The sequence below is a fragment of the Streptomyces sp. TRM70350 genome, assembly GCF_019219825.1.
In the GTDB taxonomy this organism is placed as follows: domain Bacteria; phylum Actinomycetota; class Actinomycetes; order Streptomycetales; family Streptomycetaceae; genus Streptomyces.
Window position 1 is genome coordinate 613,871 of record NZ_JAHUXH010000001.1, and the last position, 24,494, is coordinate 638,364.

The following is a 24,494-nucleotide window of genomic DNA, read 5'->3' on the forward strand; positions in this document are numbered from 1 at the left end:
GGAGCCCGACGGTCCGGCCCTCCGGCGGGAGGGCCGGACCGCCCTGCGCGTCCGCCGTTCAGACGTCCCCCACAGCCCCCCGCGCCCGCAACAGCAGCAGCGCCACGTCGTCGATCCGCTCCTCCGCGTGCTCCTCCTGCCCCACCAGCACGTCGGCCAGCTCGTCCAGCGGCCGGTCCCCGGCCTCGGCCAGCCGCCGCCCCAGCTCCACGAGCGCGTCCTCGATGTCGACGCCGGGGGATTCGACCAGCCCGTCGGTGTAGAGGACCAGCACCGAACCCGGCGCCAGGTCCACCTCGGTCGTCGGATACGTCGCCGAGCCGTCGATCCCGAGCAGCGGACCGCCCGCCAGGTCCAGCACGCGGACCCGGCCGTCCGGCCGCCTCAGCAGCGGCGGCGGATGCCCGGCCCGGGCCATCACGGCCCGCCCGCGGCCCGGGTCGAGCCGCAGATACAGACAGCTGGAGAACAGGTCGGACCCGAGGTCGATGAGCAGCCGGTTGGTGCTGCGCATGACCTCCGCCGGCGACTGCCCCACCGTCGTGTACGCGCGTATCGCGGTACGGATCTGCCCCATCAGCCCGGCCGCCGTCACGTTGTGCCCCTGCACGTCCCCGATCACCGCGGCCGCCAGCCCCTCGACCGGCACCACGTCGTAGAAGTCGCCGCCGATGTCCATGCCCCGGGTGCCCGGCAGATAGCGGGCGGCCGTGTCGATGCCGGGCAGCGGCGGCAGCGACGGCGGCAGCAGGGCGGCCTGCAGCCCGTGCGCGAGCTGGTGCTTGGCGTCGTACAGCAGGGCCCGCTCCAGGGCCAGGGCGATCAGCCCGCCGAGGCTGGTCAGCACGGCCCGTTCGTCGGCGGGGAAGGAGTGCGGCTCGGCGTAGGCGAGCACACAGGTGCCCACGGGGCGCCCGGAGGCGATCAGCGGCAGATACGCCCAGGCCGCGAAGCCGTCCGGCGTGGCGTGCCGGACCGGATACAGCCGCTCCAGTTCCGCACGGGACTCGAAGAACGACGGCACCCCGCTGTTCAGCGCGTGCGCGCCCGGCGTCGGCGCGCTCAGCGGCGTACCGTCGAACCGCTCCACGACATGCGGGTCCGGATAGCCGCGGTGCCCCAGCACATGCAGCCGCCCCGCCCGCGAGCCGAGCACGACCAGCGCCTGGCAGCCCACGGCCGGCGCGATCTCCTCGGCGACCAGCTGCACCACGTCCTGCACACTCACCGCCTCCGTCAGCGCACCGGCCAGGCTCAGCAGTTGCGAGATGGTCACCAGACGGGACGGTCCGTCGTCGGGCGGCGGCACGGTCCGGGCCGTCGTCGCCACCGACCGCGCCCTGCTCACCCGGACGCTCAGCCCCGTGGTACTCGGATACAGCCGGAACGACAGCCACTCGCCCGGCGGCCGCAGCGCCACGAACGACGTGGAGTGCTGGCTGATCAGCGCCGCCCGGTACCGGTCCTCGTACACCGGGTCGTTCAGCCACGGCACCGCCGCCCACAGGTGGGTGCCGAGCAGCCGGCCGGCCGGTACGCCGATCAGCTCGGCCGCGGCCGCGTTGACGAAGACGATCCGCCCGTACAGATCCAGCGAGCACAGCCCGTACGGCAGTCGCGCCACCATCCGCGCCGCCTCGACCGAGCCCAGCGTGTCGGCCACCCTCCCCGACGCGGGGAGCGGATCGGCCTCCGGCAGCACCGGGCGGCTCTCCGCGGCGGCCCGCTCCAGCCGCACGGCGAGCCGTTCGCAGGCCGAGGTCAGATGGTCCCGCTCCCGGTCCGACAGCTCGTGGGGGTGCGAGCCGGGCCAGGTCACGAACACCGCCCCGTAGACCTTGGTCTCGGTCGCCACCGGCAGCGCGGCCAGCGCGAAGGGGTACGGCAGGACCACGGCGACCCGCGGATAGCGGCGCGCCATGTCGTCCTCGCCGCTCACCCAGACCAGCCGCCGCTCGCGCGCGGCCTCGGCGACCGGGATGGGGGCGCCGAGTCCCACCCGCTCCCAGGGCGCCGCGAACGCCCGGGGCAGCCCGGCCATGACCGCCATCTCCAGTACGGACTCGTCGGCGGACAGCAGATACACCGCGCCGGAGTGGGCGTGGACGTCGTCCATCATCGAGGCCAGCGCCAGCGACATCAGGGAGCTGCCGGGCGGGGCCCGGCGCGCCGCGGGCGCCTGCTTGTCGGACACGCCGACCACCTCCTCGCAGCGCCGCGGGACGAGTCCCAGGGATCAAATCTCCCGCGTCACGGCCCACCGCGCACGGCGAGCGCCCCCTCCGCGGGGGCACCGGCGGCGACTGGACAAAGCAACCGCGTACCCCGACCGGCCCGACCCATGCCCTCCGGTACGGCAGCGCGCCCCGCTCGTCAACGAGGTGGGCGGTGAGTTCCGGGACGAGGTGGGCGGTGAGTCCCGAGCGCCACCCGTCCCGCTCGGCATCCGGCGGCCGGACCGCGTTCACAGGGGCTGCGCGCGGCCGTCATAAGCGCTGTAATACCGACGTGGTCAGTGAGGGCGTTGCCGGACGCAGGGCGAGAGTGCCGCGTGCCGAGGACGCCCTCTCGGCGCTCATGGCGGACCCGGACACCCCCGAACGCAGGCGCCGCCTCCTCGAACAGGCGCTCGTCTTCGCGCGAGCCACCTTCGTCGCCGTGTACACGCCCAGCGAGGACGGCGAGCTGCTGTGCCTCGCCGAGTCGGCCGGTGTGCCCAGGACCCTGTACGGCCTGCGCGACGGCTACCCGCTCACCGGGAGTTCCCCGGTGGCCGACGCCCACCACACCGGGCGCCCCGTGTGGCTCGGCCCCGGCGAACTCGCCGACCGCGCGGAGGCCCGCCGTACCCCCGCGCGGGACTTCTCCCTGGCCGCGCTGCCCGCCCGCCAGGGTGGCGACGGGGGCTGTCTGCTCGCCGTGAGCGAGTGCCCGGAGGGCTTCGACACCGAGGACCGCAAGTGCCTGGAGCTGATCGCCGACGCGGTCGCCGCCCCCGTCCCGGCCGCGCCCCCGGAGGCCGGTGAGCTGCCGCCGGGCGCGTTCAGCCTGGCCATGGACACCGGCCGGGTGCAGGTCGGCGACGACATCCTGGAGCTGTTCGGCCTCACCCGAGACGACTTCGACGGCAGGATCGAGACGCTGCTCGGCATGACCGTGCCGGAGGACCTGCCGTCGCTGATGTCCGTGGTGGAGGCCGACCACATGACGATCGGCGAGCGCGAACTGGAGTTCCGGGTGCTCCGGCCCAACGCACCGCCCAGGTGGCTCCGGCTGCGCGGCCGTCTCATGCCCGGCGGCGAGGGCGTCCCGGCCCGGCTCGCGGGCACGGTCGACGACGCCTCCACGCTGCGGTCCGACGTCACGGACGTGGCCCGCGTGCAGCGCCTGGCCGCCGCCCTGTCCACCGCGGGCACCGTCCGGGATGTGAGCCAGGCCGTGGTGGCCGCCCTGCGCCGACCGCTGCAGGCCGACCGGATCGCCCTCGCCGAACTGGAGCACGACCGGCTCGTCGTCACCGTCCTCGACCCGCCCGAACCGGAGGCCTGGCCCGAGCTGTGGCGCCTGGAGTGGCGCACCGAATGGCCCGACGCGCCCGTGCGCGCCATGCCCACCCTCGCCGCCGCGCTGCGCGAGGGCCGCGCCCAGATCTGGCCCGCGGGCACCGCCCTGGAACCCGCCCTCGCCGATGTCGGCCCCGGCGGCCTCGCCGTCCTCCCGCTGCCCGCCGCGGGCCGGATGGCCGGCGCCTGCCTGATCGGCTGGGACCAGCCGCACGACTTCGGCCCCGACGAACGCGCCCTGCTCACCGCCTCCGCCGGGCTCGCCGGGCAGGCCCTGATGCGCGCCCGCGCCTTCGACGCCGAGCACGAACTCGTCGGCACGCTCCAGCGCCAGCTCCTCCCGCGCCGCCTGCCCAAACTGCCCGGCGCGGTCGCCGTCGCCCGCTATCTGCCCGCCACGGCTGGCCTGGAGGTCGGCGGCGACTGGTACGACGTGATCCCGCTGCCCGACAACCACGTCGCCCTCGTCATCGGCGACGTCCAGGGCCACAGCGCGGGCGCCGCCACCCTCATGGGCCAGCTGCGCACCGCGCTGCGCGCCTACGCCGTCGAGGGCCACCCGCCCGACGTCGTGGTCTCGCACACCAACCGGCTGCTCGCCGACATGGAGACCGACCTCTTCGCCACCTGCACCTACGTCGACGTCGACATGGAGGAGGGCTCCGCCTGGAGCGTCCGCGCCGGGCATCTGCCCCCGGTACTGCGCCACCCCGACGGCCGCACCCACATCGCGGAGGCCGAGGGCGGCCCGCCGCTCGGCGTGCTGGCGCAGGCCGACTTCCCGATGAGCCCGCTGCGGCTCCAGCCCGGCACCCTGCTCGCCCTGACCACCGACGGCCTGGTCGAGTCGGCCGAAGCCGACATCGACGAGGGCATGGCGGGCTTCGCCGACCGGCTCGCCGCCTCCGACCCCGCCCACCTCGGCCTGGTCGCCGACGACCTGCTCGGCGACGCCCACCGCGGCGACGACGTGGCCCTGCTCCTCATGCGCTACGACGGCCTGGACGTACTCCCGCGGCGCGAGACCTGGACCGTCTGGCGGCTTCCCGAGGCCGTCCGGCACGCCCGCCGCTTCACCCTGCGCACCCTGCGCGACTGGGGCGTCACCGCGCAGACCGACGCCGTCCTGCTGGTCGTCTCCGAACTCGTCACCAACGCCCTCGTGCACACCGGCGGACCGGTCCGCCTCGACCTCACCCTCGTCAACAGCCGCCTGCGCGTCGCCGTCGCCGACACCTCACCGCGCACCCCCGTCAAGCCCACCAGCATCGGCTGGGAGGCCACCGGCGGCCGCGGCCTCCTCCTCGTCGAGGCCATGTCGGCGGCCTGCGGCACGGTGCCGGTCAGCGGCGGCAAACAGGTCTGGAGCGAACTCGACCTGGACCGCTGACCCGCACGTGCCGACCCGGCCGCCCCGGGTACCCGGAGCCGAGGAACAGCAGCCGAGGAGGTACGTCATGGCCCAGTACGTGCGCGACATCATGACCGGCGACCCGGTGACCGTCGAACCGCAGACCTCCGTCGCGGCGGTGGCCCGGATCATGCGCGACCAGGACCTCGGCGCCGTCCTGGTCACGGACGGCGACCACCTGCGCGGGCTGGTCACCGACCGTGACCTCGTGGTGAGGTCGATCGCCGACGGCGCCGACCCCGACGAGACCACCGTGGCCGCCGCGTGCAGCGACGACCTGGTGACCGTACGGCCCGACGAGGAACTGGACCACGCGGTGGAACTCATGCGCGAACACGCCGTGCGCCGCATCCCCGTCGTCGAGGACGACCACCCCGTGGGCATCGTCGCCCTGGGCGACCTGGCGATGGAGCGCGACCCGGAGTCGGCCCTGGGGGACATCAGCGCCGCCAAGCCCAACACCTGATACGTCGCACACCCCGAACGGGGTTTTTCACGCCCCACGGGCGCTCGGCGCCGTCCCGGCGCGGGATAGACGGCACGGGACGGTGCGGGCGGCAGTCCGAGGTGGCGTGGCGTGGCAGGAGGCGACGAGGCGGCGCCCCCCCTTCCCGAGGGGCCCGGCTGGCCGACGCGGCGGACGCCCGGCTGCCGGTGCACGAAGGCGGCGGCCCTGCGCAAGGCGTTCCCCGACCACTGGTCCTTCCTGCTCGGTGAGCAGGCCCTCTACAGCCTGCTCGTCCTGCTGCTGACGGGCGTATGGCCGACGCTGTTCTTCAAAGTTCTTCAAACCGGAGATGACCGAGGTCTCTACGACGGCTCGATCCTCAGAAGGACACCAGGCCCGCCATCAGGAACGCGATCACCAGCAGCGCCGTGCCGGCCGACTCCTCGGACCACGGGCAGTAGAGCCCGGAGATCCCCGCGAAGAACCAGCGCGACGCCCCCGAACAGCAACGCCTCCGTCTTCATCGGGTCTTCTCCCCCCTCCTGAGCTGCCTCCGCCGGGCGACCGCCGGATGGCGCAGGTCGAAGGCCGGGTACTCGGACCGTACGCGGGGCAGCGCGTCCTCCATGGTCAGCGTCCTGCCGTATCTGGCGGTGCGCCAGACGTTGTAGAGGAACGGCAGGGTGGAGACGCCGAGCAGGAACGCCCCGACGGAGGACAGGGCGTGGAGGAGGATGAAGCCGTCGGCGGGCAGGTAGTCGGCGCAGCGGCGGGGCATGCCCTCCTCGCCGAGCCAGTGCTGGACCAGGAAGGTCAGCTGGAAGGCGGGGAACAGCAGCCAGAAGTGCAGCTTGCCGAGCCGCTCGTCGAGCATACCGACCGGAGTCATTCACCGCTCGTGACCGGGTACTCGGAGCACATGAATCTCATCGCTCAGGAAGTAGCTGCAGCCGGTTCTGCCGCCGGATTCGTCGTGGTCCTCGTCGGTGGCGTCGTCGTCACCGCGGTGCTGATCTGGGCCGTCCTGCTCGGCATCAAGGTGCTCAAGCGCGAGCCCCGACGCCCCCGGCCCGACGAGCAGCCCAGGCTGCCGGCCTCCGGCGCGGTCCGGGAGACGCGGGAGCAGCGCGAACCCCACGAGGTGGCCGGGGACGAACGGCTCACCCCGCACGATCTGAGGCCCTCCGGCGGGACGCGCGGCGGCGACCAGCGCCGGCCGCGCTGGAACCGCGGGTCCGGCGGTTCGTTCGGCAGCGGCGGACCGGGCGGCGCCTGACCGGCAGGGCGTTTACCAGCAGCGGAGACGGGGACCCGGTCACCAGTTCCAAACGCCCGTACGAGGGGACGCAGAAGGAAGAGGTTGCGTCGTGACCACGTCCACCAGTGACAAACCCGTCGTCCGCCGTCCGGAGACCGGCTGGTCGAAAGCGCGCCGACTGCGCGTGAAGAGCGAACTGTGCACCTGGCTCCCGGCCGTGGAGAGCCCGGACGGGCCGCGGACCTCGCACACGGCGCCGGAGTGGAACATCGTGCGGGGTGAGGACTGAGGCACACGCGTGGCCCGGCCTTCACACGGCCGGCGACGGCTCGCCGCGCGTCGCCGGATGCTGACCCTGACAGGCTGTCGACGCGCCCCACGGACGGCCGCGGTCCTACGCTGAAGCCGTGCGCCTGCTCCTGATGTCCGACACCCATCTGCCCAAACGGGCCAAGGCGCTGCCGGACCCGCTGCTCGCCGAACTCCCGCACGCCGACGTCGTGTTCCACGCCGGTGACTGGGTCGACGCGGCCACCCTCGACCTGCTGGAGAGCCGCTGCCGCCGGCTGATCGGCGTGTACGGCAACAACGACGGCCCCGACCTGCGCGCCCGGCTCCCCGAGGTGGCCCACGCCGAACTCGGCGGCCTGCGCTTCGGCGTCGTCCACGAAACGGGCCCCGCCCAGGGCCGCGAGGCCCGCTGCGCCGCCCGCTTTCCCGACCTGGACGTCCTGGTCTTCGGCCACAGCCACATCCCCTGGGACACCACGGCCCCCACCGGCCTGCGCCTGCTCAACCCCGGTTCCCCAACCGACCGCCGCCGCCAGTCTCACTGCACCTACATGACCGCCACCGTCACCGACGGCCGCCTCACGGACGTGACCCTGCACCGGCTGCCGCCGCGCTCATTCGGTGGACGCACCGGCGTGCGCGGCGGTCCCATGTCGGGGTGTTGATCGATGCCGCCCTCGTACGCCGCCTGCTCACCGCCCAGTTCCCGCAGTGGGCCGACTTCCCGATCACCCCGGTTCCGATCTCCGGCCTGGACAACGCCACCTTCCGGCTCGGCGGCGAACTGTCCGTCCGGCTGCCGCGCTACGCGTACTGGGAGGGCCAGGTGGAGCGGAGCACCGCTGGCTGCCGCGGCTGGCCCCGCATCTCCCGCTGCCCGTCTCCGAACCGCTCGCGCAGGGCGAGCCGGGCGAGGGCTACCCGTACCGGTGGTCCGTCTACCGCTGGCTGGACGGCGAGCGAGCATCCCCCCAGGCGCTGGCCGACCCCGTGCGGGCGGCCCGTGACCTCGCCGGGTTCATCACCGCGCTGCAGAACATCGACCCGGCGGGCGGGCCCGGCCCGCAGCAGAGCAACGCCTTCCGTGGCGTGCCACTGGGCGACGAGCGCGACTCCATCGCCGCCGAGGCCAGGGTGCGGCCCAGGATCGAGGCGCTCAGGGCAGCCGGACTCGTCGACGCCGACGCGGTGACCGAGGTGTGGGAGGCGGCCCTCGCGGCGCCCGCGTGGCACCAGCCGCCGGTGTGGATCCACGGCGACCTCGCGACCGGCAACCTGCTGGCCCGGGACGGCCACCTGAGCGCCGTCATCGACTTCGGCACCCTGGCCGTGGCCGACCCGGCGGTCGACCTGCTGCCCGCCTGGCTGTTCCTGCCCGCGTCCGCCCGCGAGACGTTCCGGGAGGCCGTCGGCGCGGACGACGCGACCTGGGCACGCGGCCGGGGCTGGGCCCTGGCGGGGTCGCTCCCGGTCCCTGACGACCCCTGCTTCCGTGATCACCCGGACCGGACCGCGGCGGCACTGGACCAGCTGGAGCAACTCATCGCCGACCACCGGCAGGAGAACGCCCGAGAGACCCCGCCCGCTGTCACTGCGACGGATGGATCGCCCCGCCGGTCACCGTCAGCGGCGCCCCGGTTCCGCCCCACCGCAGCGCGACGATCTCCGCGGCGACGGACACGGCCACCTCCTCCGGCGTACGGGCGCCCAGGTCGAGCCCGATCGGGGAGCGCAGCCGGGACAGCTCGCCGGAGGTGAGCCCGGCGTCGGTGAGGCGCTTCGCGCGGTCGTCGTGGGTACGGCGGCCGCCCATCGCCCCGATGTAGGCCGCGGGGCGGCGCAGCGCCTCCTGAAGCAGCGGTACGTCGAACTTCGGATCGTGCGTGAGTACGCAGATCACCGTGCGCTCGTCGGTGTCGGTGCCGCGCAGATAGCGGTGCGGCCAGTCGACGACCACCTCCACGCCGGGCGGGAAACGCTTCGGCGTGGCGAAGACCGGGCGGGCGTCGCAGACGGTGACCCGGTAGCCGAGGAAGTCGCCGACGCGGGCCACCGCCGCCGCGTAGTCGATCGCGCCGAACACCAGCATCCGCGGCGGCGGTGCGAAGGAATGCAGGAAGACCGAGACCTCGTCCTCGCGCCGCTCCCCGTGCGGCCCGTAGTGCCGTACACCGGTGGCGCCGAGGGCGAGTTCGCCGCGCGCGTCGGCGGTGACCGCCACGTCCAGGCCGCTCGTGCCCAGCGTGCCCGCCACTCGATCGGGCCAGACGGCGAGCGTGGCCCCGCGCGGCGCCGGTCCGTCGGTCACCGTCGCCACGGTCACCGGGCGGCCCTCCAGGACGGACTGTGCGACCGCCCCGAACGCGGGATCCCGCTCGGGCGTGACCGGCCGGACCAGCACGGTGATCTCCCCGCCGCATGTCAGCCCCACCGCGAACGCGTCGTCGTCGCTGTACCCGAACGTCTCCAGCCGCGCCTCGCCGCTCGCCACGACCTCCTGGGCCAGCTCGAACACCGCCGCCTCGACACAGCCGCCCGACACACTGCCGACCACCTCGTCGTCCGGCCCCACCGCCATCGCCGCCCCCGGGTCGCGCGGCGCGCTGCGGCTCACCTCCACGACCGTGGCCAGGCCGAACGGGGTCGAGGCCGCGTACCAGCGGCGCAGCGCCGGAAGAATCTCACGCATGCTCCGACCCTCGCATGGTTGAGCGTTAATCCATTGTCGCGCCGCCCGTCCTTCTGCTGCACTGCACCCGACCAGTCGTCACGTCGTCACGTCGTCACGTCGTCACGTCGTCACAGAGCAAGGAGCCGATTCGATGCGCGCAGCGTTCATGTCCCCCGCCGTCGCACTGACCCACACCACAAAGGACATGACGCTTCGTGCACTTGCTCAACCTGGGGATTCTCGCGCACATCGACGCTGGTAAGACCAGCCTGACCGAACGGCTGCTGCACACCGCCGGGGTGATCGACGAGATCGGCAGCGTCGACGCCGGCAGCACCCGGACCGACACCCTCGCGCTGGAGCGGCAGCGCGGCATCACCATCAAGTCGGCCGTCGTCTCGTTCCCCGTCGACGGCGTGACCGTCAACCTCATCGACACACCCGGTCACCCGGACTTCATCGCCGAGGTGGAGCGGGTGCTCGGCGTCCTGGACGGCGCCGTCCTGGTCGTCTCCGCCGTCGAGGGCGTCCAGGCCCGGACCCGCGTCCTGATGCGGACCCTGCGACGACTGCGCATCCCCACCCTCCTCTTCGTCAACAAGATCGACCGCCGCGGAGCCCGGTACGAGGACGTGCTGCGCTCGGTCTGCGAACGGCTCGGCGCACCCGCCGTCCCCATGGGCACGGCCACCGCCCTCGGCACCCGCGCCGCCGACTTCGTCCCCGGCCTCGGCCCGACCGCGCTCGACGTCCTCGCCGACCACGACGACGGCCTGCTCGCCGCCTACGTCCAGGGCACCGTCTCGGACGACCTGGTGCGCACGTCCCTCGCCGCGCAGACCCGCCGGGCCCTGGTCCATCCCGCGTACTGTGGCTCGGCCATCACGGGCGCGGGCGTGGACGCCCTGATCGGCGGCATCAGGGACCTCCTGCCCACCGCCGACGGCGACCCCCAGGGCCCGGTCTGCGGGACCGTCTTCAAGGTCGAGCGGGGCCCGGCGGGGGAGAAGGTTGCCTACGCGCGCATGTTCTCCGGCACGCTGCGCACCCGCGACCGAGTGCCGTACGGCGAGGCGCGCACGGAGGGCCGGATCACCGCGATCAGCGTCTTCGACCACGGCACGGACGCCCGGCAGGACGCCGTCCCGGCGGGGCGTATCGCCCGGCTGAGGGGCCTCGCCGACATCAGGATCGGCGACTCCATCGGCGTACCGCGGGGGCCGTACGGGCACTTCTTCGCCCCGCCGACCCTGGAGACGGTCGTCGTGCCGGGCCCCGGGACGGACCGGCGGGCCCTGCACCTCGCGCTCACCCAGCTCGCCGAGCAGGACCCGCTGATCGCCCTGCGGCACGACGAGGTGCGCCAGGAGACCTCCGTGTCCCTGTACGGCGAGGTGCAGAAGGAGGTCGTCCAGGCGACGCTCGCCGACGACTACGGACTGGACGTCACCTTCCGGGAGACCACACCGCTGTGCATCGAGCGGCTGACCGGGACCGGGGCGGCGGTCGAGTTCAACAAGAAGGACGCCAACCCGTTCCTCGCCACGGTCGGGCTGCGCGTCGCCCCGGCGCCGCCCGGTGCGGGCGTCGACTTCCGGCTGGAGGTGGAGCTCGGCTCCATGCCGTACGCCTTCTTCAAGGCCGTCGAGGACACCGTCCGGGAGACCCTCGGGCAGGGCCTGCACGGCTGGCGGATCCCCGACTGCACGGTCACCATGACCCACTCCGGCTACTCGCCCCGCCAGAGCCACGCCCACCAGGGCTTCGACAAGAGCATGTCCAGCACCGGCCACGACTTCCGCGGCCTCACCCCGCTGGTGCTGATCGACGCCTTGCGGCGCGCGGGCACCCGGGTGCACGAACCGATGCACCGCTTCCGCATCGAGGCCCCGGCCGACACCCTCGGCGCCCTGCTGCCGACGCTGGCCGCGCTGCGGGCCGTACCGCAGACGACCGGCACCCTCGGCGCCGCCTGCGTCCTGGAGGGCTCGGTGCCCGCGGCCCGGGTGCACGCCCTGGAGCAGCAGTTGCCGGGCCTGACCCGGGGCGAGGGCGAGCTGGACAGCGCCTTCGACCACTACGCGCCCGTCACCTCCGGCACCCCGGTGCCCGAGCGGCCGCGCACCGACCACAACCCGCTGAACCGGAAGGAGTATCTGCTGAACGTGACGCGCCGCCTGGGCCCGTGAGGTGGCCGAGAACGAACTTACTCCCGAGTCAGAAGTGTTGACGATGTCCGGAATTGGGCGGACTGTAGTGGACATGCCGAATAAGCGTGCGCGTTTGCTCGTTGTTCTGGTTGTCCTCTGTGGATTCCTGTCGGTCGCGGGCACCCGTCCCGCCCCCGCCGACTCCCTCCCCGACTCCCTCTGGTTCGACGGCTCCCCGCTCACCGTGCAGGGCGGCCGCTTCACCGACGCCTCCGGCCGCGAGGTGGTCCTGCGCGGCTACAACGTCTCCGGCGAGACCAAGCTCGCCGAGAACAACGGCCTGCCCTTCGCCTCGGTCGCCGACGCCCGCAAGTCGGCGACCGCGCTGCGCGCCCTCGGCGGCGGCAACACCGTCCGCTTCCTGCTCTCCTGGGCCTACGCCGAGCCGGTACGCGGCCAGGTCGACACGGCGTACCTGGCCGCCGCCACCGACCAGATGCGCGCGTTCCTCGACGCCGGCATCCGCGTCTACCCCGACTTCCACCAGGACCTCTACTCCCGGTACCTCTTCGACCCCGACAGCTGGTACACCGGCGACGGCGCCCCGAAGTGGGCCGTCGACCTGGGGAACTACCCCGACGAGTTCTGCGGGATCTGCCTCTTCTGGGGCCAGAACATCACCCAGAACGAGGCCGTCAAGCAGGCGACGTACGACTTCTGGCACAACGCGTACGGCCTCCAGGACGCCTTCCTCGCCACCGCCGAGAAGACCATGGCGTACGTCAGGCAGCACCTGTCCGCCGAGGACTTCGCCGGTGTCGTCGGCTTCGACCCCTACAACGAGCCGCACGCCGGCGTGTACGACTCCGGGCAGACCAGCCGCGCCTGGGAGCGGGACGTGCTGTGGCCGTTCTACGAGCGGTTCCGCGCCCGGATGGACGCGGCGGGCTGGCGGTCCAAGCCCGCCTTCGTCGAACCGAACCTCTTCTGGAACGCCAACCTGGGCTTCCAGAAGGAGGAGGGCGGCCTGCTCGACGCGGGCACGCTCGGGCCGCGCTATGTCTTCAACACCCACTTCTACGACCAGAAGGCCATCTCCGGCGTCTTCATGTGGGGCAAGGCGCAGGACGGCCAGTACGCCGGGGACTTCGGCACCGTCCGGGACCGGGCGGCGGCGACGGGGACGCCCGCCATCGTCAGCGAGTTCGGCCATCCACTGTCGGGCAACGTCTCCGACAAGGCGCCGACCGTCCTCAAGGCGATGTACCAGGCCCTCGACTCCCGCCTGCCCGGTGCGCGTTGGTGGTCGGACCCGACGGCGTCCGGACCCGTGCTGTCCGGCACGCAGTGGCAGTGGGACATCTACAACGGCCGCCACCACGAGTTGATGAACGGCAACCCCGGCAAGGTGCTCACCGAGGGCGACGCCTGGAACGACGAGGACCTGTCCGCGGTCCACCTCGACGACTCCGGTGCGGTGACCCTGCGTCAGGACGCCCGGCTGCTGGACCGCGTCTACCCGAGCGCCACCTCCGGCACGACGGTCGCCTTCACCTACGAGGACCGCTCCCGGGACGGCTCGACCACCCTGACCTGGAACCCGGTGCCGAGCTCACTGCCGAACGTGGGACGACTGGTGGGGCCGGGCCAGTACGCGCTGCTGCTGTGGCGCTCGAACGGCGGCTCCGCGCCGACCGAACTGCACCTCCCGGCGTCCTTCCCCACCTCGGCCACCACGGTGGTGTCGGACCTCGGCACGGCGTACGCGCCACCGGCGTACACCGGCACGACCCCGATCGGCGTGGCCGCCGAGCCGGGCGGCGCGGGCAGCCGCCGCCTGCTGCTCACCGCGCCGGACTCGGGGGTCCTGCACTACGCGCTGGTGACCAACGGGGCGACGGCTCCCTCCGCCGAGCTGCTGAGCGCGGCCCGCACGGAGCTCACGGCGTGGGCCGCGCAGGCCATCAACTAGCCGTCAACTGGCCGACGGACCGGTCCAGTCGGCGGGCACCCGGGCCAGCCGCACGCGCTGGGGGTGGTCGCCGACCGGGACCGACACGAGCTTCCTGCCGGTGGCGAAGTCGATCGCGGTGACCTGGTCGGCGCCGCTCTCGGAGACCACACAGGCCTTGCCGTCGCCGCTGACGGTCGACCAGTAGGGCTTGGAGGCGGGGACGAGCGGGCCCTGCTGGAGGGTGGCGCGGTCGACGACGACCGCGTAGTCGTCCATGGTGCCCGCGACGCACAGCTTGGTGCCGTCGGGTTTCATGGTGATGCCGTGATGGCGCGAGTCGTTGACCCAGGTGGTGCGGTCCTCGCTGGTGTCCGGGTTCTCCGGCAGGGTCTTGGTGCGGGTGATCCGGTCGGCGGCGATGTCGTACTCGAAGAAGCCGTTGAAGAACGACACCTGGAAGTACAGCTTGCTCTCGTCGGGGCTGAAGACGGCGGGGCGGACGGCGTCGGAGTAGTCGTCGAGCCCGATCGCGTCCAGCCGCTCGCGCATGTCGATCACCTTGACCTGCCGGAACGTGGTCGCGTCGACGACGGTGATCCGGCGGTCGCCCTTCGTCCAGTCAAGCCAGGGCGCGTCGAGGGCGGTATTGACGTCGCCGATGGACATGTTCCAGATGTACTTGCCGTCCTTGCTGAAGACGTTCTCGTGCGGCTTGTCGCCGGTGGTGAACGAGCCGACCTGCTCACCCGTGCCGATGTCCAGGACATGCACGGTGTTCGAGGTCGAGGCGGAGACGGCGACCCGGGTGCCGTCGGGAGAGACGGCCATGTGGTCGGAGCGGTAACCCGACACCGGGAAGCGCCAGTTGATGTCGCCGGTGGCCAGGTCGATGGAGACGACGTCGGCGAAGCTCGGGCGGGAGACCACCATCGCCGTGCCGTCCGGGGTGGCGTACATGTCGTCGACGAACTGGTCGTGGCCCTCGCCGACGCTGTTGCGGATCGCCATGAAGTAGATCCACTTGATCGGGTCGGCGTTGATCTCCGCCATCCGCTCGTCCTTGTCGGGGATGACGTTGATCCGGCCGATCTTGGCGAAGTCGCCGGTGGACTTGATGACGTCGGCGGTGCCGTCCCAGTTGTTGCCGACGAACAGGACCTCGCGCAGGGCGGCGGAGTCGGGGGTGTCGGCGAGGGCGGTGGTCGCGGGGGCGGTGAGGGTCAGGGCGAGGGCGGCGGCGATGGCGCAGAGGTGCCTGGGGCTGCTGGCAGGCATGACGGCTCTTTCCTCTGGATTCTGAATACGAGGTCGTTCAGAATTTGACTTACTGGAAAGTAAGGAGGGGGCGCCCTTCTCCACAAGACTGCGTACACGACAAAATTGGCCAACGGTTGGGGACAGGAGGGGCGTTGGCGGGCAGGCTCAGGGCGCCGACGGGCCGTTACGGCGGCAGGTCGGCGGAGGAACGGCAGGCCGAGCGGCACCGGCGGTTCCTGGACGCGGCGCTCCAGCTCTTCGGCGACAGCCCCGGCTACCGGTCCACGACCGTCGCCGCGCTCAGCGAGGCGGCGGGACTGTCCACCCGGCAGTTCTACGAGGAGTTCCGCACCCTGGAGGATGTGCTGGCCGCCCTCCATCTCCAGGTCAACGCCTGGGCGGAGGAAGCCGTACTGACGGCGGCGGCCGCCACACAGGACTCACCGATCGCCGAGCGGGCCACCGCGATCTTCCGCGCCTACGCCGGGAATGTCACCGCCGACCCCCGCCGCATGCGCATCACCTTCGTCGAGATCGTCGGTGTCAGCCCGCGCATGGAGGAGCAGCGGCTCACGCGCCGCGCCCGCTGGGTCGACCTGATCTGCGCCGAGGCCCAGGCGGCCGCCGAGCGTGGAGAGGCGGCCCGCCGTGACTACCGCCTGGCGGCGACCGCCTTCATCGGCAGCGTCAACGGCCTGATCCACGACTGGAGCGCGGGGTGGGTTCCGGCGACGCTGGACGAGGTGGTGGACGAGCTGGTGCGACAGCTGCTGGGTATCTTGCAGCCCGCGGGGTGGCGGCCGGGGGCCGGGTGAGCCCCCCCGCCGCCCTTGTCATCGCCGGTCGGTATGGCTGGTGCGGCGACCAGCTCGGTGGTGAACTGTCCTGGCCGGACGCGTGGTTCAGGCCACCCCGAGCTGCCGCTCGGCCGCGTCGACCGTCTGCTCCAGCAGCGTGGCGATCGTCATCGGCCCGACCCCGCCCGGCACCGGGGTGATCAGCGCGGCCCGTTCCACGGCCGAGTCGAAGTCGACGTCCCCGACGTTCCCGGCGTTGTAACCGGCGTCGATCACGACGGCGCCGGGCTTGATGTCCTGGCCCCGGATCAGGCGCGGGCGGCCGACGGCGGCGACCACGATGTCCGCCTCCCGGACGACCGCCGACAGGTCCCGGGTGCGGGAGTGGCAGTACGTCACGGTGGCGTCCCGGGCGAGCAGCAGCATGCCGGCCGGCCTGCCGAGGATCGCGCTGCGGCCGACCACCACGGCCCGCTTGCCGGCCGGGTCGACGTCGTACTCGTCGAGCAGCCGCATGATCCCGCCGGGCGTACACGACACGAACCCCGGCAGTCCGAAGCTCATCGTCGCGAAGGACGCGAAGGTGACCCCGTCGACGTCCTTCTCCGGCGCGATCGCCTCGAACGCGGCCCGCTCGTCGATGTGCTCGCCGACCGGGTGCTGGAGCAGGATGCCGTGCACCTCGGGGTCGGCGGAGAGGGCCCTGAGTGTGCCGACGAGTTCCTCGGTGGTCGTGGCAGCGGGCAGCGCCACATGCCGGGAGGTGATCCCGGCCTTGCGGCAGCGGTTCTGCTTCATACGGACGTAGGTGACGGACGCGGGGTCCTCGCCCACCAGCACCGTCGCCAGACACGGCGCGGTGCCGGTGCGGTCGGTGAGAGCGGCGGCGCGCTCCGTGGTGTCCTCGACGACGCGCCGGGCGGGCGCGGTGCCGTCCATGAGCCGGGCCTCAGACATGATCCACTCCTGGGTCGATCTACGGAATCGCCCAGGCGCGCGGCATCGACTCTGCGTGGACCGCTCCCCGGTGGTACCCCACCTCAGCGCCAGTCACGGCCCCGGACCAGCGTAACCGAGGCCGTGCCGCACCTGCTCTCCTGCTCTTGCGCTACTGCTCGTCCCACGCCTGGATCAGGGTCTGCTCGGTGATCTTGCCGTCGCGCAGCCTGATCATCGACTCGGCGAAGACCCGGACCCCGTCCGAGTACTCGCAGGACTCGCTGTAGGCCGCGCGGTCGCCCTGGACGACGCAGTCCTCCAGCTTGTGTGTCATGTCGCGGCCGTAGACGTCGTCGAGCAGGGTGCTGATCTCGTCGCGGCCGTGCAGCACCCGTGGGTGGCTGGGCTGTGTGTTGTGGTCCACGACGCGCAGTTCGGCGTCGTCGGCGTAGAGCGACAGGAGGGTGTTCGGATTGCCTTCTATGCCCCGGCGCAATGTCTCGGCGTCGAAGGTTGGACTTGCCGCAGTACCCATCGTGACCTCCTTCGAGGGCCGCGGCCCACGGGGACGCGGGCCGCGGAGGGCCTCTCCTACGAGATTCCTCCGCCCCGCCGCCCTCGGCAAGCGCAACGGCGGCTGCGCCTGACGGATGAGGGGGCTGGGCCGACCGCGTCCGGCGGAAAATGCCGAAAACGCGACCTCAACACGTCGATGCGGCACCGCCGTTGGTCTCACGGCCGGTGTCACCGGTCTCGCCGCCCGGTCGGTGAACGCGGCCGACGCCGACGCCCCGGGCCCCGGGCGGCTCGGACCGGTCACCGACTTGGTCGCCCCGGTCACCGGCCTGCTCCCCGCCGTCCGGTGAGCCCGCCCGCCGTGGCCGGTCAGCCCGCGGTGGCGAGGAACTGTGTGGCCGCCAGCTCCGCGTACAGCGGGTCGGCGGTCACGAGTTCGCGGTGGGTGCCCACCGCACGGACCTTTCCCGAGTCCATCACTACGATCCGGTCGGCCATCGTCACCGTGGACAGCCGGTGCGCGACGACCAGCACGGTGGTCGTACGGGCCACGTCGGCGACGGTGTCGCGCAGCGCCGCCTCGTTGACCGCGTCCAGCTGCGAGGTCGCCTCGTCCAGGAGCAGCAGTCTCGGGCGGCGCAGCAGCGCCCGGGCTATCGCCACCCGCTGACGCTCCCCGCCGGACAGCTTGGTGCCGCGATGCCCGACGAGCGTGTCGAGCCCGTTCGGCAGCCGCCCGACCAGCCCGTCCAGCCGGGTCGTCTTCAGCACCCGCGTGAGCGCGTCGTCGTCCGCCTCCGGATTGCCCAGCAGCAGATTGTCGCGCAGCGATCCCGACAGCACCGGCGCGTCCTGCTCGACGTAGCCGATCGCCGAGCGCAGCTGCGGCAGCTCCCACTCCGTGAGGTCCCGCCCGTCCAGCGTGATCACGCCCGACTCGGGGTCGTAGAACCGCTCGATGAGCGAGAAGACGGTCGTCTTGCCCGCGCCGGACGGGCCGACGAACGCCGTCATGCCCTGCGCCGGCACCTCGAAGCTCACGCCGTGGTGGACGTACGGCAGGTCGTCGCCGTAGCGGAAGCGAACGTCCTCGAAGGCGAGCGCCGCCGGGCGCGCGCCGGCCGTGGGCAACGGGGCGGCGGACGCCGGGGGTTCGGCGGGCAGCCGCAGCGCCTCCTGGATGCGGGCCAGGGCCGCGGCACCCGTCTGGTACTGGGTGATCGCGCCGACGACCTGCTGGATCGGCGCCATGAGGTAGAAGACGTACAGCAGGAAGGCGACCAGCGTGCCGACGTCGACGGCGCCGGTCGCGACCCGCGCGCCGCCGACCGCGAGCACCGTGATGAAGGCGATCTGCATCGCCAGCCCGGCCGTGTTGCCCGCGGCCGCCGACCACTTGGCGGCGCGTACGCTCTGCCGCCACGACTCCTGAGCCGCCGCGTGCAGGGTCTGCTCCTCGCGGTGCTCGGCACCGGACGCCTTCACCGTGCGCAGCGCGCCCAGCACCCGCTCCAGCGAGGCGCCCATCACACCGACCGCGTCCTGCGCCCGCCGGCTGGCCTTGTTGATGCGCGGCACGATGACACCGAGGACCGTGCCCGCGCCCAGCACCACGGCGAGCGTGACGCCGAGCAGCACCGGGTCGACCAGGCCCATCATCACCACGGTCGCGACCAGCGTGAGCCCGCCGGTGCCGAGGCCGACCAGGGAGTCGGTGGTGACCTCGCGCAACAGGGTGGTGTCCGAGGTGATCCGGGCCATCAGATCGCCCGGCTCGCTGCGGTCCACCGCGGAGATGCGCAGCCGGAGCAGATACGACGACAGGGTGCGCCGCGCGCCGAGCACCACCGACTCCGCGGTGCGCCGCAGCACGTACGCGCCCAGCGCGCCGACCGCGGCGTTGGCCACCACCAGGCCCGACATGGCGAGCAACGCGCCGGTGATGGCCCGGTCGTGGGCGAGGTCGTCGATCAACTCCCGTGCCACCAGCGGCAACAGCAGCCCGGTGGCCCCGGTGACCAGCGAGAGCACCGCGCCCACCAACAGGGCCCACCGGTGGGGTCTTACATAGCCGAGGAGCATGCGCCACGGGGGCGGGGCGGTCTCCGTCTGTGCGATGCTCACGCTGCTCCTTCACGGGTCCGGCGGGATGGTCAGAGACTACGGGGGAGCACTGACAACCGACCTCCGGATTTCACCGTCGGCCGCTACCGCGCCCTGAGCGCCGCCAAGGTGGCGGCGAGGTCGGCGGGGCGCGGCCGGTTGTACGGCAGCCTGCCGAGCAGGGCGGCCAGGCCGCACGTGTCGGTCAGCGCGGAGAAGACCAGCCCGCCCGCGATGCCCGCGGCGAGCAACTGCCAGACGGGGTGCAGCAGTCCGAGGGCGAGGCCGGTGAGGACGAGGGCGCCCGCGGTGAGCCGGACCTGGCGCTCCATGGACCAGGTCGTGCGCGGGGTCTGGTGAGGACGGCCCAGTTCGTGACCGCGCCGCGCCCACTCCTGCGTACCGCCCGCCAGTGTCATGGCGGGTACGCCCTCCTCGGCGAGGGCCACGCAGGCCTGCTCCGAACGGCGGCCGGAGGCACAGACGACGAGCAGGTCGCCGCGCGCCTCGCGCAGCGCGGGCAGGGCACGGTGGAGCTGGTCCAGGGGGATGTTGAGGGCGCCGGGGAGGTGGCCGGCGGCGTACTCGGCAGGGGTGCGGACGTCGACGACGCTGAGGTGGGGCAGCCGGGTACGGGCCTCTTCCGGGCTGAGGGCGACGGGAGCGGTCATGATGGTGCGATCCTTCCGTGGAGCGGGGAGGTAAAATACCCCCACCGGTATATGGGCCGGTAGGTGGAGGAGTGGGTGGCTGTGGAGTTGCGGTTCGAGGGTGATGAGCTCAAGTCGGTGCTGAACCGGCTGCGCCGGGCACAGGGGCAGATCTCCGGAGTGATCAGGATGATCGAGGAGGGACGCGACTGCGAGGACGTCGTCACCCAGCTCGCCGCGGCGTCCCGTGCCCTGGACCGGGCCGGGTTCGCGATCATTGCGACGGGGCTCCAGCAGTGTCTGGCCGACGCGCAGGACGAGGAGACCACGGACGCGATGAAGGCCCGCCTGGAGAAGCTCTTCCTGTCGCTGGCCTGAGCGGCCGCGCAGGTCGTCGCTCCGAGCCGCCGCACAGGTGCGTTCGTCCGAGGCTCCTCACAGGACGGCGTCCGCCAGCATGAACGCGGCCACCGCCAGCAGCGCCCAGGCGAAGATCCGCTGCAGCGAACCCGCGGAGACCCGGGCCGCCAGCCGCCTGCCGTCCCACGCGGCGAGGACGGCCGCCGCCGCGAACGGCGCGACGCGCGCCCAGTCGACGCCCACGGCCGCTCCCGCGCGGGCCGCCAGGGCGACCAGCGAGTTGACGGTGATGACCAGCAGCGAGGTGCCGACGGCCGCTCGCATGCGCAGGCCCACGACGTTCACCAGCGCCGGTACGGCGAGGAAGCCGCCGCCCACGCCCAGCACCCCGGTGACGGCGCCGAGCCCGGCCCCGGCGGTGGCGACGCGCCGACGACGGACCGGCGCGTCCTCGCGCAACGGTGTCGAGGGGCGCAGCATCCGCACCGCGGCGACGGCCGCGAGGAGGGCGAAGGCGCCGGTCAGCAGCCCGGCCGGGAGCCGCACGGAGACCGCCCCACCGATGGCGGCGGGCACCAGACCGGCGAGTGCGAACGGCACGCCGTGACGCCACCGGACCGTGCCCGCGCGGGCGTGCCCGAGCAGTGCGATGCCGGAGCTGACGGTGACGACCAGCAGGCTTGCGGTGGCCGCCGCGGCCGGGGTGAAACCGAGCAGGTAGATCAACGCGGGTACGGCCAGCACACTGCCGCCACCACCGAGGGCACCCAGGGCCAGACCGGTGACGGCACCGGCGAGCAGGGCGAGCGCCAGGGCGGTCACGTGCGGGGCGTGCGGTGCGGCGTCAGGCCCGCCTCCCGCGCCGCGTCGAACCCGTCGTCGACGGCCACCACGTCCCACCCCGCCGCGTCCAGCAGCGAGGCCGCGATGGCCGCCCGCATCCCGCCGGCGCAGTGCACCCACACCGTGCCGTCCGGCACCTCCGCGAGCCGGTCGCGCAGCTGGTGCAGCGGGATGTGCAGCGATCCCGGGATGTGCTCGGCCGCGCGCTCGGAGTCGCGCCGTACGTCGAGGATCACGACGTCCTCCCGGGCGGCGAGCTGCGCGAACGTGCCGCGCGGGAAGGAGCGCGGCCGCTCGCCCGCGGGCAGCCAGTCGGCGGGGGTGCCGGTCGCGGCCGCGGCGGGGCGGTCGATGCCGACCCGGACGAGTTCGCGCTGGGCGTCGGCCAGCTGCTCGGTGGACTCCGCGAGCAGCGTGACCGGCTTGCCCCACGGCAACAGCCAGGCCAGATGGGTGGCGAGCTGCCCCTCCGCCTCGAAGTTCAGCGCCCCGGCGACATGCCCTTCGGCGAACGCGACCCGGCTGCGCAGGTCCACCACCCACTCACCGGCGGCCAGCCGGGCGGCGATCTCCCCCGCGTCGGCCCTGCGCGGCGGCGTGAGGTCCACGGGCGCCGGGCCGTCGGCGTTGGCGGGACCCATGTGGGCGTAGTACGCCGGTATGTCGTCCAGCGCGGCCAGCAGATCGGCGACGAACGTGTCGGCGTCCTTGACGAGCGCCTCGTTGGCGGTGCGCTCCCGGCCGATCGTGGTGTGCGTCCGGCCGTCGTTCTGCGCGGCGGAACAGAAGCTGCCGAAGCCGTGCGTCGGCAGCACCTCCGCCTCGTCCGGCAGCGCGGCGGCCAGCCGGTGCGCGGAGTCGTGCTGCGCCCGCGCCAGCCGCTCGGTGAGCCGCGGCTCGACCAGGTCCGGCCGCCCCACGGTGCCGACGAGCAGGGAACCGCCGGTGAAGACGGCCACCGCCCGCCCGTCGTCCTCCAGGGCGTACGACATGTGGTGCGGGGTGTGGCCGGGTGTGGCCAGCGCGCGCAGCGCCAGGCCGTCCTCGATCCGGGTGCGGTCGCCGTCCTCGACGGCTGTCCGCTCGTACGCCACCCGCGCTCCGGCCGGTACCAGATAGCGGGCGCCGGTGACCCGGGCCAGCTCCAGGCCGCCGGTCACGTAGTCGTTGTGGACGTGGGTCTCGACGACGTACGTGATGCGCACGCCCCGTCGGGCGGCGGCCGCGATCACCCGATCGATGTCACGCGGGGGATCGACCACGACGGCGCGGTGCGCACCACCCGCCAGATAGCCGCGGTTGCCCAGACCCGGCACGTCGATGGTGTCGACGAAGTACACGGCAGCGCTCCTCTCCTAGTGGAACTGGTACCCCGGGGGGTATGTTCAGCACCGTAGCACAAGTACCCCCGGGGGTATCGAGGGAGGCGGCCGGAAGCAACCGCCCCACCTCCTCCGGCCCCACGAACCGCCCCCCTACCGATCAGTCACACGTAAGGTCGGGAGCGGGACGGACGCCCGGACACGGAAGGGGTCGGCACCATGGCGCAGGAAGTACGCGGCGTGATCGCACCGGGGAAGGGCGAGCCGGTGCGGGTCGAGACGATCGTCGTGCCGGACCCGGGGCCGGGGGAGGCCGTGGTGCGGGTGCAGGCCTGCGGGGTCTGCCACACCGACCTGCACTACAAGCAGGGCGGCATCACCGACGAGTTCCCCTTCCTGCTCGGCCACGAGGCCGCCGGGGTCGTCGAGACGGTCGGCGACGGTGTCACCGACGTGGCGCCCGGCGACTTCGTGATCCTCAACTGGCGTGCGGTGTGCGGCCGGTGCCGGGCCTGTCTGCGCGGTCGGCCCTGGTACTGCTTCGACACGCACAACGCCGAGCAGAAGATGACCCTCGCCGCCACCGGCCAGGAACTCTCCCCGGCGCTCGGCATCGGCGCGTTCGCCGAGAGGACGCTGGTCGCGGCCGGTCAGTGCACCAAGGTCGACCCGGCCGTCTCCCCGGCGGTCGCCGGACTGCTGGGCTGCGGTGTGATGGCCGGCCTCGGTGCCGCGATCAACACGGGCGAGGTCGGCCGCGGCGACACCGTCGCCGTCATCGGCTGCGGCGGCGTCGGCGACGCGGCCATCGCCGGGTCGCACCTGGCCGGAGCGGCGCGGATCATCGCGGTCGACATCGACGACCGCAAACTGGAGACCGCCCGCACGATGGGCGCCACCCACACCGTCAACTCGACCAAGGCCGACCCGGTCGAGGCGATCCGCGAACTCACCGGCGGTTTCGGCGCCGACGTCGTCATCGAGGCGGTCGGCCGCCCGGAGACGTACGAGCAGGCCTTCTACGCCCGGGACCTGGCCGGCACGGTCGTCCTGGTCGGCGTACCCACCCCGGAAATGAAGCTGGAACTCCCGCTCCTCGACGTCTTCGGCCGGGGCGGCGCGCTGAAATCCTCCTGGTACGGCGACTGCCTGCCGTCCCGCGACTTCCCCATGCTGATCGACCTGCATCTGCAGGGGCGGCTGAACCTGGAGGCCTTCGTGACCGAGACGATCCAGCTCGACGAGGTGGAGAAGGCGTTCGAGCGGATGCATCGCGGTGACGTGCTGCGCTCGGTGGTGGTGCTGTGATGACCGCCCGCATCGAACGCCTCGTCACCGCCGGGCAGTTCACGCTCGACGGCGGCACCTGGGACGTCGAGAACAACGTGTGGCTCGTCGGCGACGACCACGAGGTCGTCGTCATCGACGCCGCCCACGACGTCAACGCGATCGTGAAGGCGGTCGGCGGCCGCCGTCTGACGGCCATCGTGTGCACCCACGCCCACAACGACCACATCAACGCCGCGCCCGCGCTCGCCGAGCGCACCGGAGCCCTGATCTGGCTGCACCACGACGACCTGCAACTGTGGAAGCAGACCCACCCCGACCGCGACCCGGACGCCGGGCTGCTCGACGGCCAGGTCATCGAGGCGGCGGGCGCCGACCTGCAGGTCCTGCACACGCCGGGCCACGCCCCGGGCGCGATCTGCCTCTACGACGCGGGCCTCGGGGTGGTCTTCACCGGCGACACCCTCTTCCAGGGCGGCCCCGGCGCGACCGGCCGCTCGTACTCCCACTTCCCGACGATCATCGACTCGATCCGCGACCGGCTCCTCACCCTCCCGCCGGAGACCAAGGTCCTCACCGGGCACGGCGACTCGACGACCATCGGGGCCGAGGCACCGCACCTGGAGCAGTGGATCGCACGGGGCCACTGAAAACCGGGCGAAACTCGGCGGGAA

At 72.9% G+C, this 24,494-nt stretch carries 20 protein-coding genes, 3 pseudogenes and 1 riboswitch; of the genes and pseudogenes, 13 read left to right on the forward strand and 10 right to left on the reverse strand.

All coding sequences use genetic code 11. From position 1 onward, the window contains the following. Positions 1–58: 58 nt before the first annotated feature. Positions 59–2,203: a SpoIIE family protein phosphatase gene (locus tag KWI83_RS02845; protein WP_218512599.1), complete on the reverse strand. Its 2,145-nt coding sequence runs from the start codon at positions 2,201–2,203 to the stop codon at positions 59–61. Positions 2,204–2,508: 305 nt separating this feature from the next. Between KWI83_RS02845 and KWI83_RS02850 the strand changes: the two genes are divergently transcribed. From KWI83_RS02850 to KWI83_RS40185, 3 genes and pseudogenes are all read left to right on the forward strand, one after another. Next, the gene (locus KWI83_RS02850) at positions 2,509–4,953 is read left to right on the forward strand and encodes a SpoIIE family protein phosphatase (protein ID WP_218512600.1); all 2,445 of its coding nucleotides are present in this window, start codon (positions 2,509–2,511) and stop codon (positions 4,951–4,953) included. A 67-nt stretch (positions 4,954–5,020) separates the two neighbouring features. After that, positions 5,021–5,440: a CBS domain-containing protein gene (locus tag KWI83_RS02855; protein WP_218512601.1), complete on the forward strand. Its 420-nt coding sequence runs from the start codon at positions 5,021–5,023 to the stop codon at positions 5,438–5,440. Between the two features lie 101 nt (positions 5,441–5,541). Beyond that, positions 5,542–5,797 (forward strand): annotated as a pseudogene (locus tag KWI83_RS40185) (ubiquinol-cytochrome c reductase cytochrome b subunit); the annotation flags it as partial. 145 nt (positions 5,798–5,942) lie between these two features. Here the strand turns inward: KWI83_RS40185 and KWI83_RS02860 are convergent. Continuing rightward, a pseudogene (locus tag KWI83_RS02860) lies at positions 5,943–6,296 on the reverse strand (cbb3-type cytochrome c oxidase subunit I); the annotation flags it as partial. Positions 6,297–6,341: 45 nt separating this feature from the next. Between KWI83_RS02860 and KWI83_RS02865 the strand changes: the two are divergent. The 4 genes and pseudogenes from KWI83_RS02865 to KWI83_RS02880 all read left to right on the forward strand — a co-directional run. Then, positions 6,342–6,698, forward strand: a complete 357-nt coding sequence (locus KWI83_RS02865; protein ID WP_218512603.1) for a DUF6479 family protein — start codon at positions 6,342–6,344, stop codon at positions 6,696–6,698. Positions 6,699–6,789: 91 nt separating this feature from the next. Next, positions 6,790–6,969 (forward strand): hypothetical protein, encoded by a 180-nt coding sequence (locus tag KWI83_RS02870; protein ID WP_218512604.1) that lies wholly within the window; start codon positions 6,790–6,792, stop codon positions 6,967–6,969. Positions 6,970–7,087: 118 nt separating this feature from the next. Next, the gene (locus tag KWI83_RS02875; protein WP_218512605.1) at positions 7,088–7,636 is read left to right on the forward strand and encodes a metallophosphoesterase; all 549 of its coding nucleotides are present in this window, start codon (positions 7,088–7,090) and stop codon (positions 7,634–7,636) included. A 46-nt stretch (positions 7,637–7,682) separates the two neighbouring features. Beyond that, positions 7,683–8,360 (forward strand): annotated as a pseudogene (locus KWI83_RS02880) (aminoglycoside phosphotransferase family protein); the annotation flags it as partial. 199 nt (positions 8,361–8,559) lie between these two features. On the opposite strand, the gene KWI83_RS02885 reads toward KWI83_RS02880, so the two are convergent. After that, entirely contained in the window at positions 8,560–9,660 is a 1,101-nt protein-coding gene (locus KWI83_RS02885; RefSeq protein WP_218512606.1) for an XdhC family protein, read from the reverse strand. A gap of 197 nt (positions 9,661–9,857) precedes the next feature. On the opposite strand from KWI83_RS02885, the gene KWI83_RS02890 reads away from it, so the two are divergent. Together KWI83_RS02890 and KWI83_RS02895 are read left to right on the forward strand one after the other, a co-directional pair. Then, a complete protein-coding gene (locus tag KWI83_RS02890) occupies positions 9,858–11,831 on the forward strand; it encodes a translation factor GTPase family protein (RefSeq protein WP_218512607.1) in 1,974 nt (657 codons plus the stop codon). A 73-nt stretch (positions 11,832–11,904) separates the two neighbouring features. Beyond that, on the forward strand, positions 11,905–13,764 hold the full coding sequence (locus KWI83_RS02895; RefSeq protein ID WP_218512608.1) for a cellulase family glycosylhydrolase: 1,860 nt from the start codon (positions 11,905–11,907) through the stop codon (positions 13,762–13,764). 3 nt (positions 13,765–13,767) lie between these two features. Here the strand turns inward: KWI83_RS02895 and KWI83_RS02900 are convergent, their stop codons facing one another. Further along, positions 13,768–15,021, reverse strand: a complete 1,254-nt coding sequence (locus KWI83_RS02900) for a YncE family protein (RefSeq protein ID WP_218512609.1) — start codon at positions 15,019–15,021, stop codon at positions 13,768–13,770. A gap of 134 nt (positions 15,022–15,155) precedes the next feature. On the opposite strand from KWI83_RS02900, the gene KWI83_RS02905 reads away from it, so the two are divergent. After that, positions 15,156–15,818 carry a TetR/AcrR family transcriptional regulator gene (locus KWI83_RS02905; RefSeq protein WP_218512610.1) on the forward strand — a complete coding sequence of 221 codons (663 nt, stop codon included), beginning with the start codon at positions 15,156–15,158 and terminating at the stop codon, positions 15,816–15,818. A gap of 87 nt (positions 15,819–15,905) precedes the next feature. Here KWI83_RS02905 and KWI83_RS02910 read toward each other — a convergent pair whose 3' ends face one another. From KWI83_RS02910 to KWI83_RS02925, 4 genes are all read right to left on the reverse strand, one after another. Next, a complete protein-coding gene (locus tag KWI83_RS02910; RefSeq protein WP_218512611.1) occupies positions 15,906–16,757 on the reverse strand; it encodes a bifunctional 5,10-methylenetetrahydrofolate dehydrogenase/5,10-methenyltetrahydrofolate cyclohydrolase in 852 nt (283 codons plus the stop codon). Positions 16,758–16,779: 22 nt separating this feature from the next. Then, positions 16,780–16,864, reverse strand: a riboswitch (ZMP/ZTP riboswitch). 44 nt (positions 16,865–16,908) lie between these two features. Further along, complete coding sequence (locus KWI83_RS02915; RefSeq protein ID WP_218512612.1) at positions 16,909–17,274, reverse strand: nuclear transport factor 2 family protein; 366 nt, start codon at positions 17,272–17,274, stop codon at positions 16,909–16,911. A gap of 350 nt (positions 17,275–17,624) precedes the next feature. After that, entirely contained in the window at positions 17,625–19,379 is a 1,755-nt protein-coding gene (locus KWI83_RS02920; protein ID WP_218512613.1) for an ABC transporter ATP-binding protein, read from the reverse strand. An 83-nt stretch (positions 19,380–19,462) separates the two neighbouring features. Continuing rightward, positions 19,463–20,029 carry a rhodanese-like domain-containing protein gene (locus tag KWI83_RS02925; protein ID WP_218512614.1) on the reverse strand — a complete coding sequence of 189 codons (567 nt, stop codon included), beginning with the start codon at positions 20,027–20,029 and terminating at the stop codon, positions 19,463–19,465. 81 nt (positions 20,030–20,110) lie between these two features. Between KWI83_RS02925 and KWI83_RS02930 the strand changes: the two genes are divergently transcribed. After that, a complete protein-coding gene (locus tag KWI83_RS02930; protein WP_218512734.1) occupies positions 20,111–20,386 on the forward strand; it encodes a metal-sensitive transcriptional regulator in 276 nt (91 codons plus the stop codon). A 57-nt stretch (positions 20,387–20,443) separates the two neighbouring features. Here KWI83_RS02930 and KWI83_RS02935 read toward each other — a convergent pair whose 3' ends face one another. Both KWI83_RS02935 and KWI83_RS02940 read right to left on the reverse strand, forming a co-directional pair. Beyond that, positions 20,444–21,190 carry a sulfite exporter TauE/SafE family protein gene (locus tag KWI83_RS02935; RefSeq protein WP_218512615.1) on the reverse strand — a complete coding sequence of 249 codons (747 nt, stop codon included), beginning with the start codon at positions 21,188–21,190 and terminating at the stop codon, positions 20,444–20,446. Continuing rightward, positions 21,187–22,551, reverse strand: a complete 1,365-nt coding sequence (locus KWI83_RS02940; protein WP_218512616.1) for a rhodanese-like domain-containing protein — start codon at positions 22,549–22,551, stop codon at positions 21,187–21,189. Before KWI83_RS02940 ends, KWI83_RS02935 begins: the two co-directional genes overlap by 4 nt. A gap of 201 nt (positions 22,552–22,752) precedes the next feature. Here KWI83_RS02940 and KWI83_RS02945 point away from each other — a divergent pair, with 201 nt between their 5' ends. Continuing rightward, a complete protein-coding gene (locus KWI83_RS02945) occupies positions 22,753–23,841 on the forward strand; it encodes an S-(hydroxymethyl)mycothiol dehydrogenase (RefSeq protein WP_218512617.1) in 1,089 nt (362 codons plus the stop codon). Further along, positions 23,841–24,470: an MBL fold metallo-hydrolase gene (locus tag KWI83_RS02950; protein ID WP_218512618.1), complete on the forward strand. Its 630-nt coding sequence runs from the start codon at positions 23,841–23,843 to the stop codon at positions 24,468–24,470. Before KWI83_RS02945 ends, KWI83_RS02950 begins: the two co-directional genes overlap by 1 nt. The last annotated feature ends 24 nt before the right edge of the window (positions 24,471–24,494 follow it).

Bases quoted from the DNA above. Each gene is read 5' to 3' on its own strand.
- KWI83_RS02855 (WP_218512601.1), top strand. From the start codon at position 5,021: ATGGCCCAGTACGTGCGCGACATCATGACCGGCGACCCGGTGACCGTC.
- KWI83_RS02865 (WP_218512603.1), top strand. From the start codon at position 6,342: ATGAATCTCATCGCTCAGGAAGTAGCTGCAGCCGGTTCTGCCGCCGGA.
- KWI83_RS02885 (WP_218512606.1), bottom strand. From the start codon at position 9,660: ATGCGTGAGATTCTTCCGGCGCTGCGCCGCTGGTACGCGGCCTCGACC.
- KWI83_RS02895 (WP_218512608.1), top strand. From the start codon at position 11,905: ATGCCGAATAAGCGTGCGCGTTTGCTCGTTGTTCTGGTTGTCCTCTGT.
- KWI83_RS02900 (WP_218512609.1), bottom strand. From the start codon at position 15,021: ATGCCTGCCAGCAGCCCCAGGCACCTCTGCGCCATCGCCGCCGCCCTC.
- KWI83_RS02910 (WP_218512611.1), bottom strand. From the start codon at position 16,757: ATGTCTGAGGCCCGGCTCATGGACGGCACCGCGCCCGCCCGGCGCGTC.
- KWI83_RS02915 (WP_218512612.1), bottom strand. From the start codon at position 17,274: ATGGGTACTGCGGCAAGTCCAACCTTCGACGCCGAGACATTGCGCCGG.
- KWI83_RS02925 (WP_218512614.1), bottom strand. From the start codon at position 20,029: ATGACCGCTCCCGTCGCCCTCAGCCCGGAAGAGGCCCGTACCCGGCTG.
- KWI83_RS02945 (WP_218512617.1), top strand. From the start codon at position 22,753: ATGGCGCAGGAAGTACGCGGCGTGATCGCACCGGGGAAGGGCGAGCCG.
- KWI83_RS02950 (WP_218512618.1), top strand. From the start codon at position 23,841: ATGACCGCCCGCATCGAACGCCTCGTCACCGCCGGGCAGTTCACGCTC.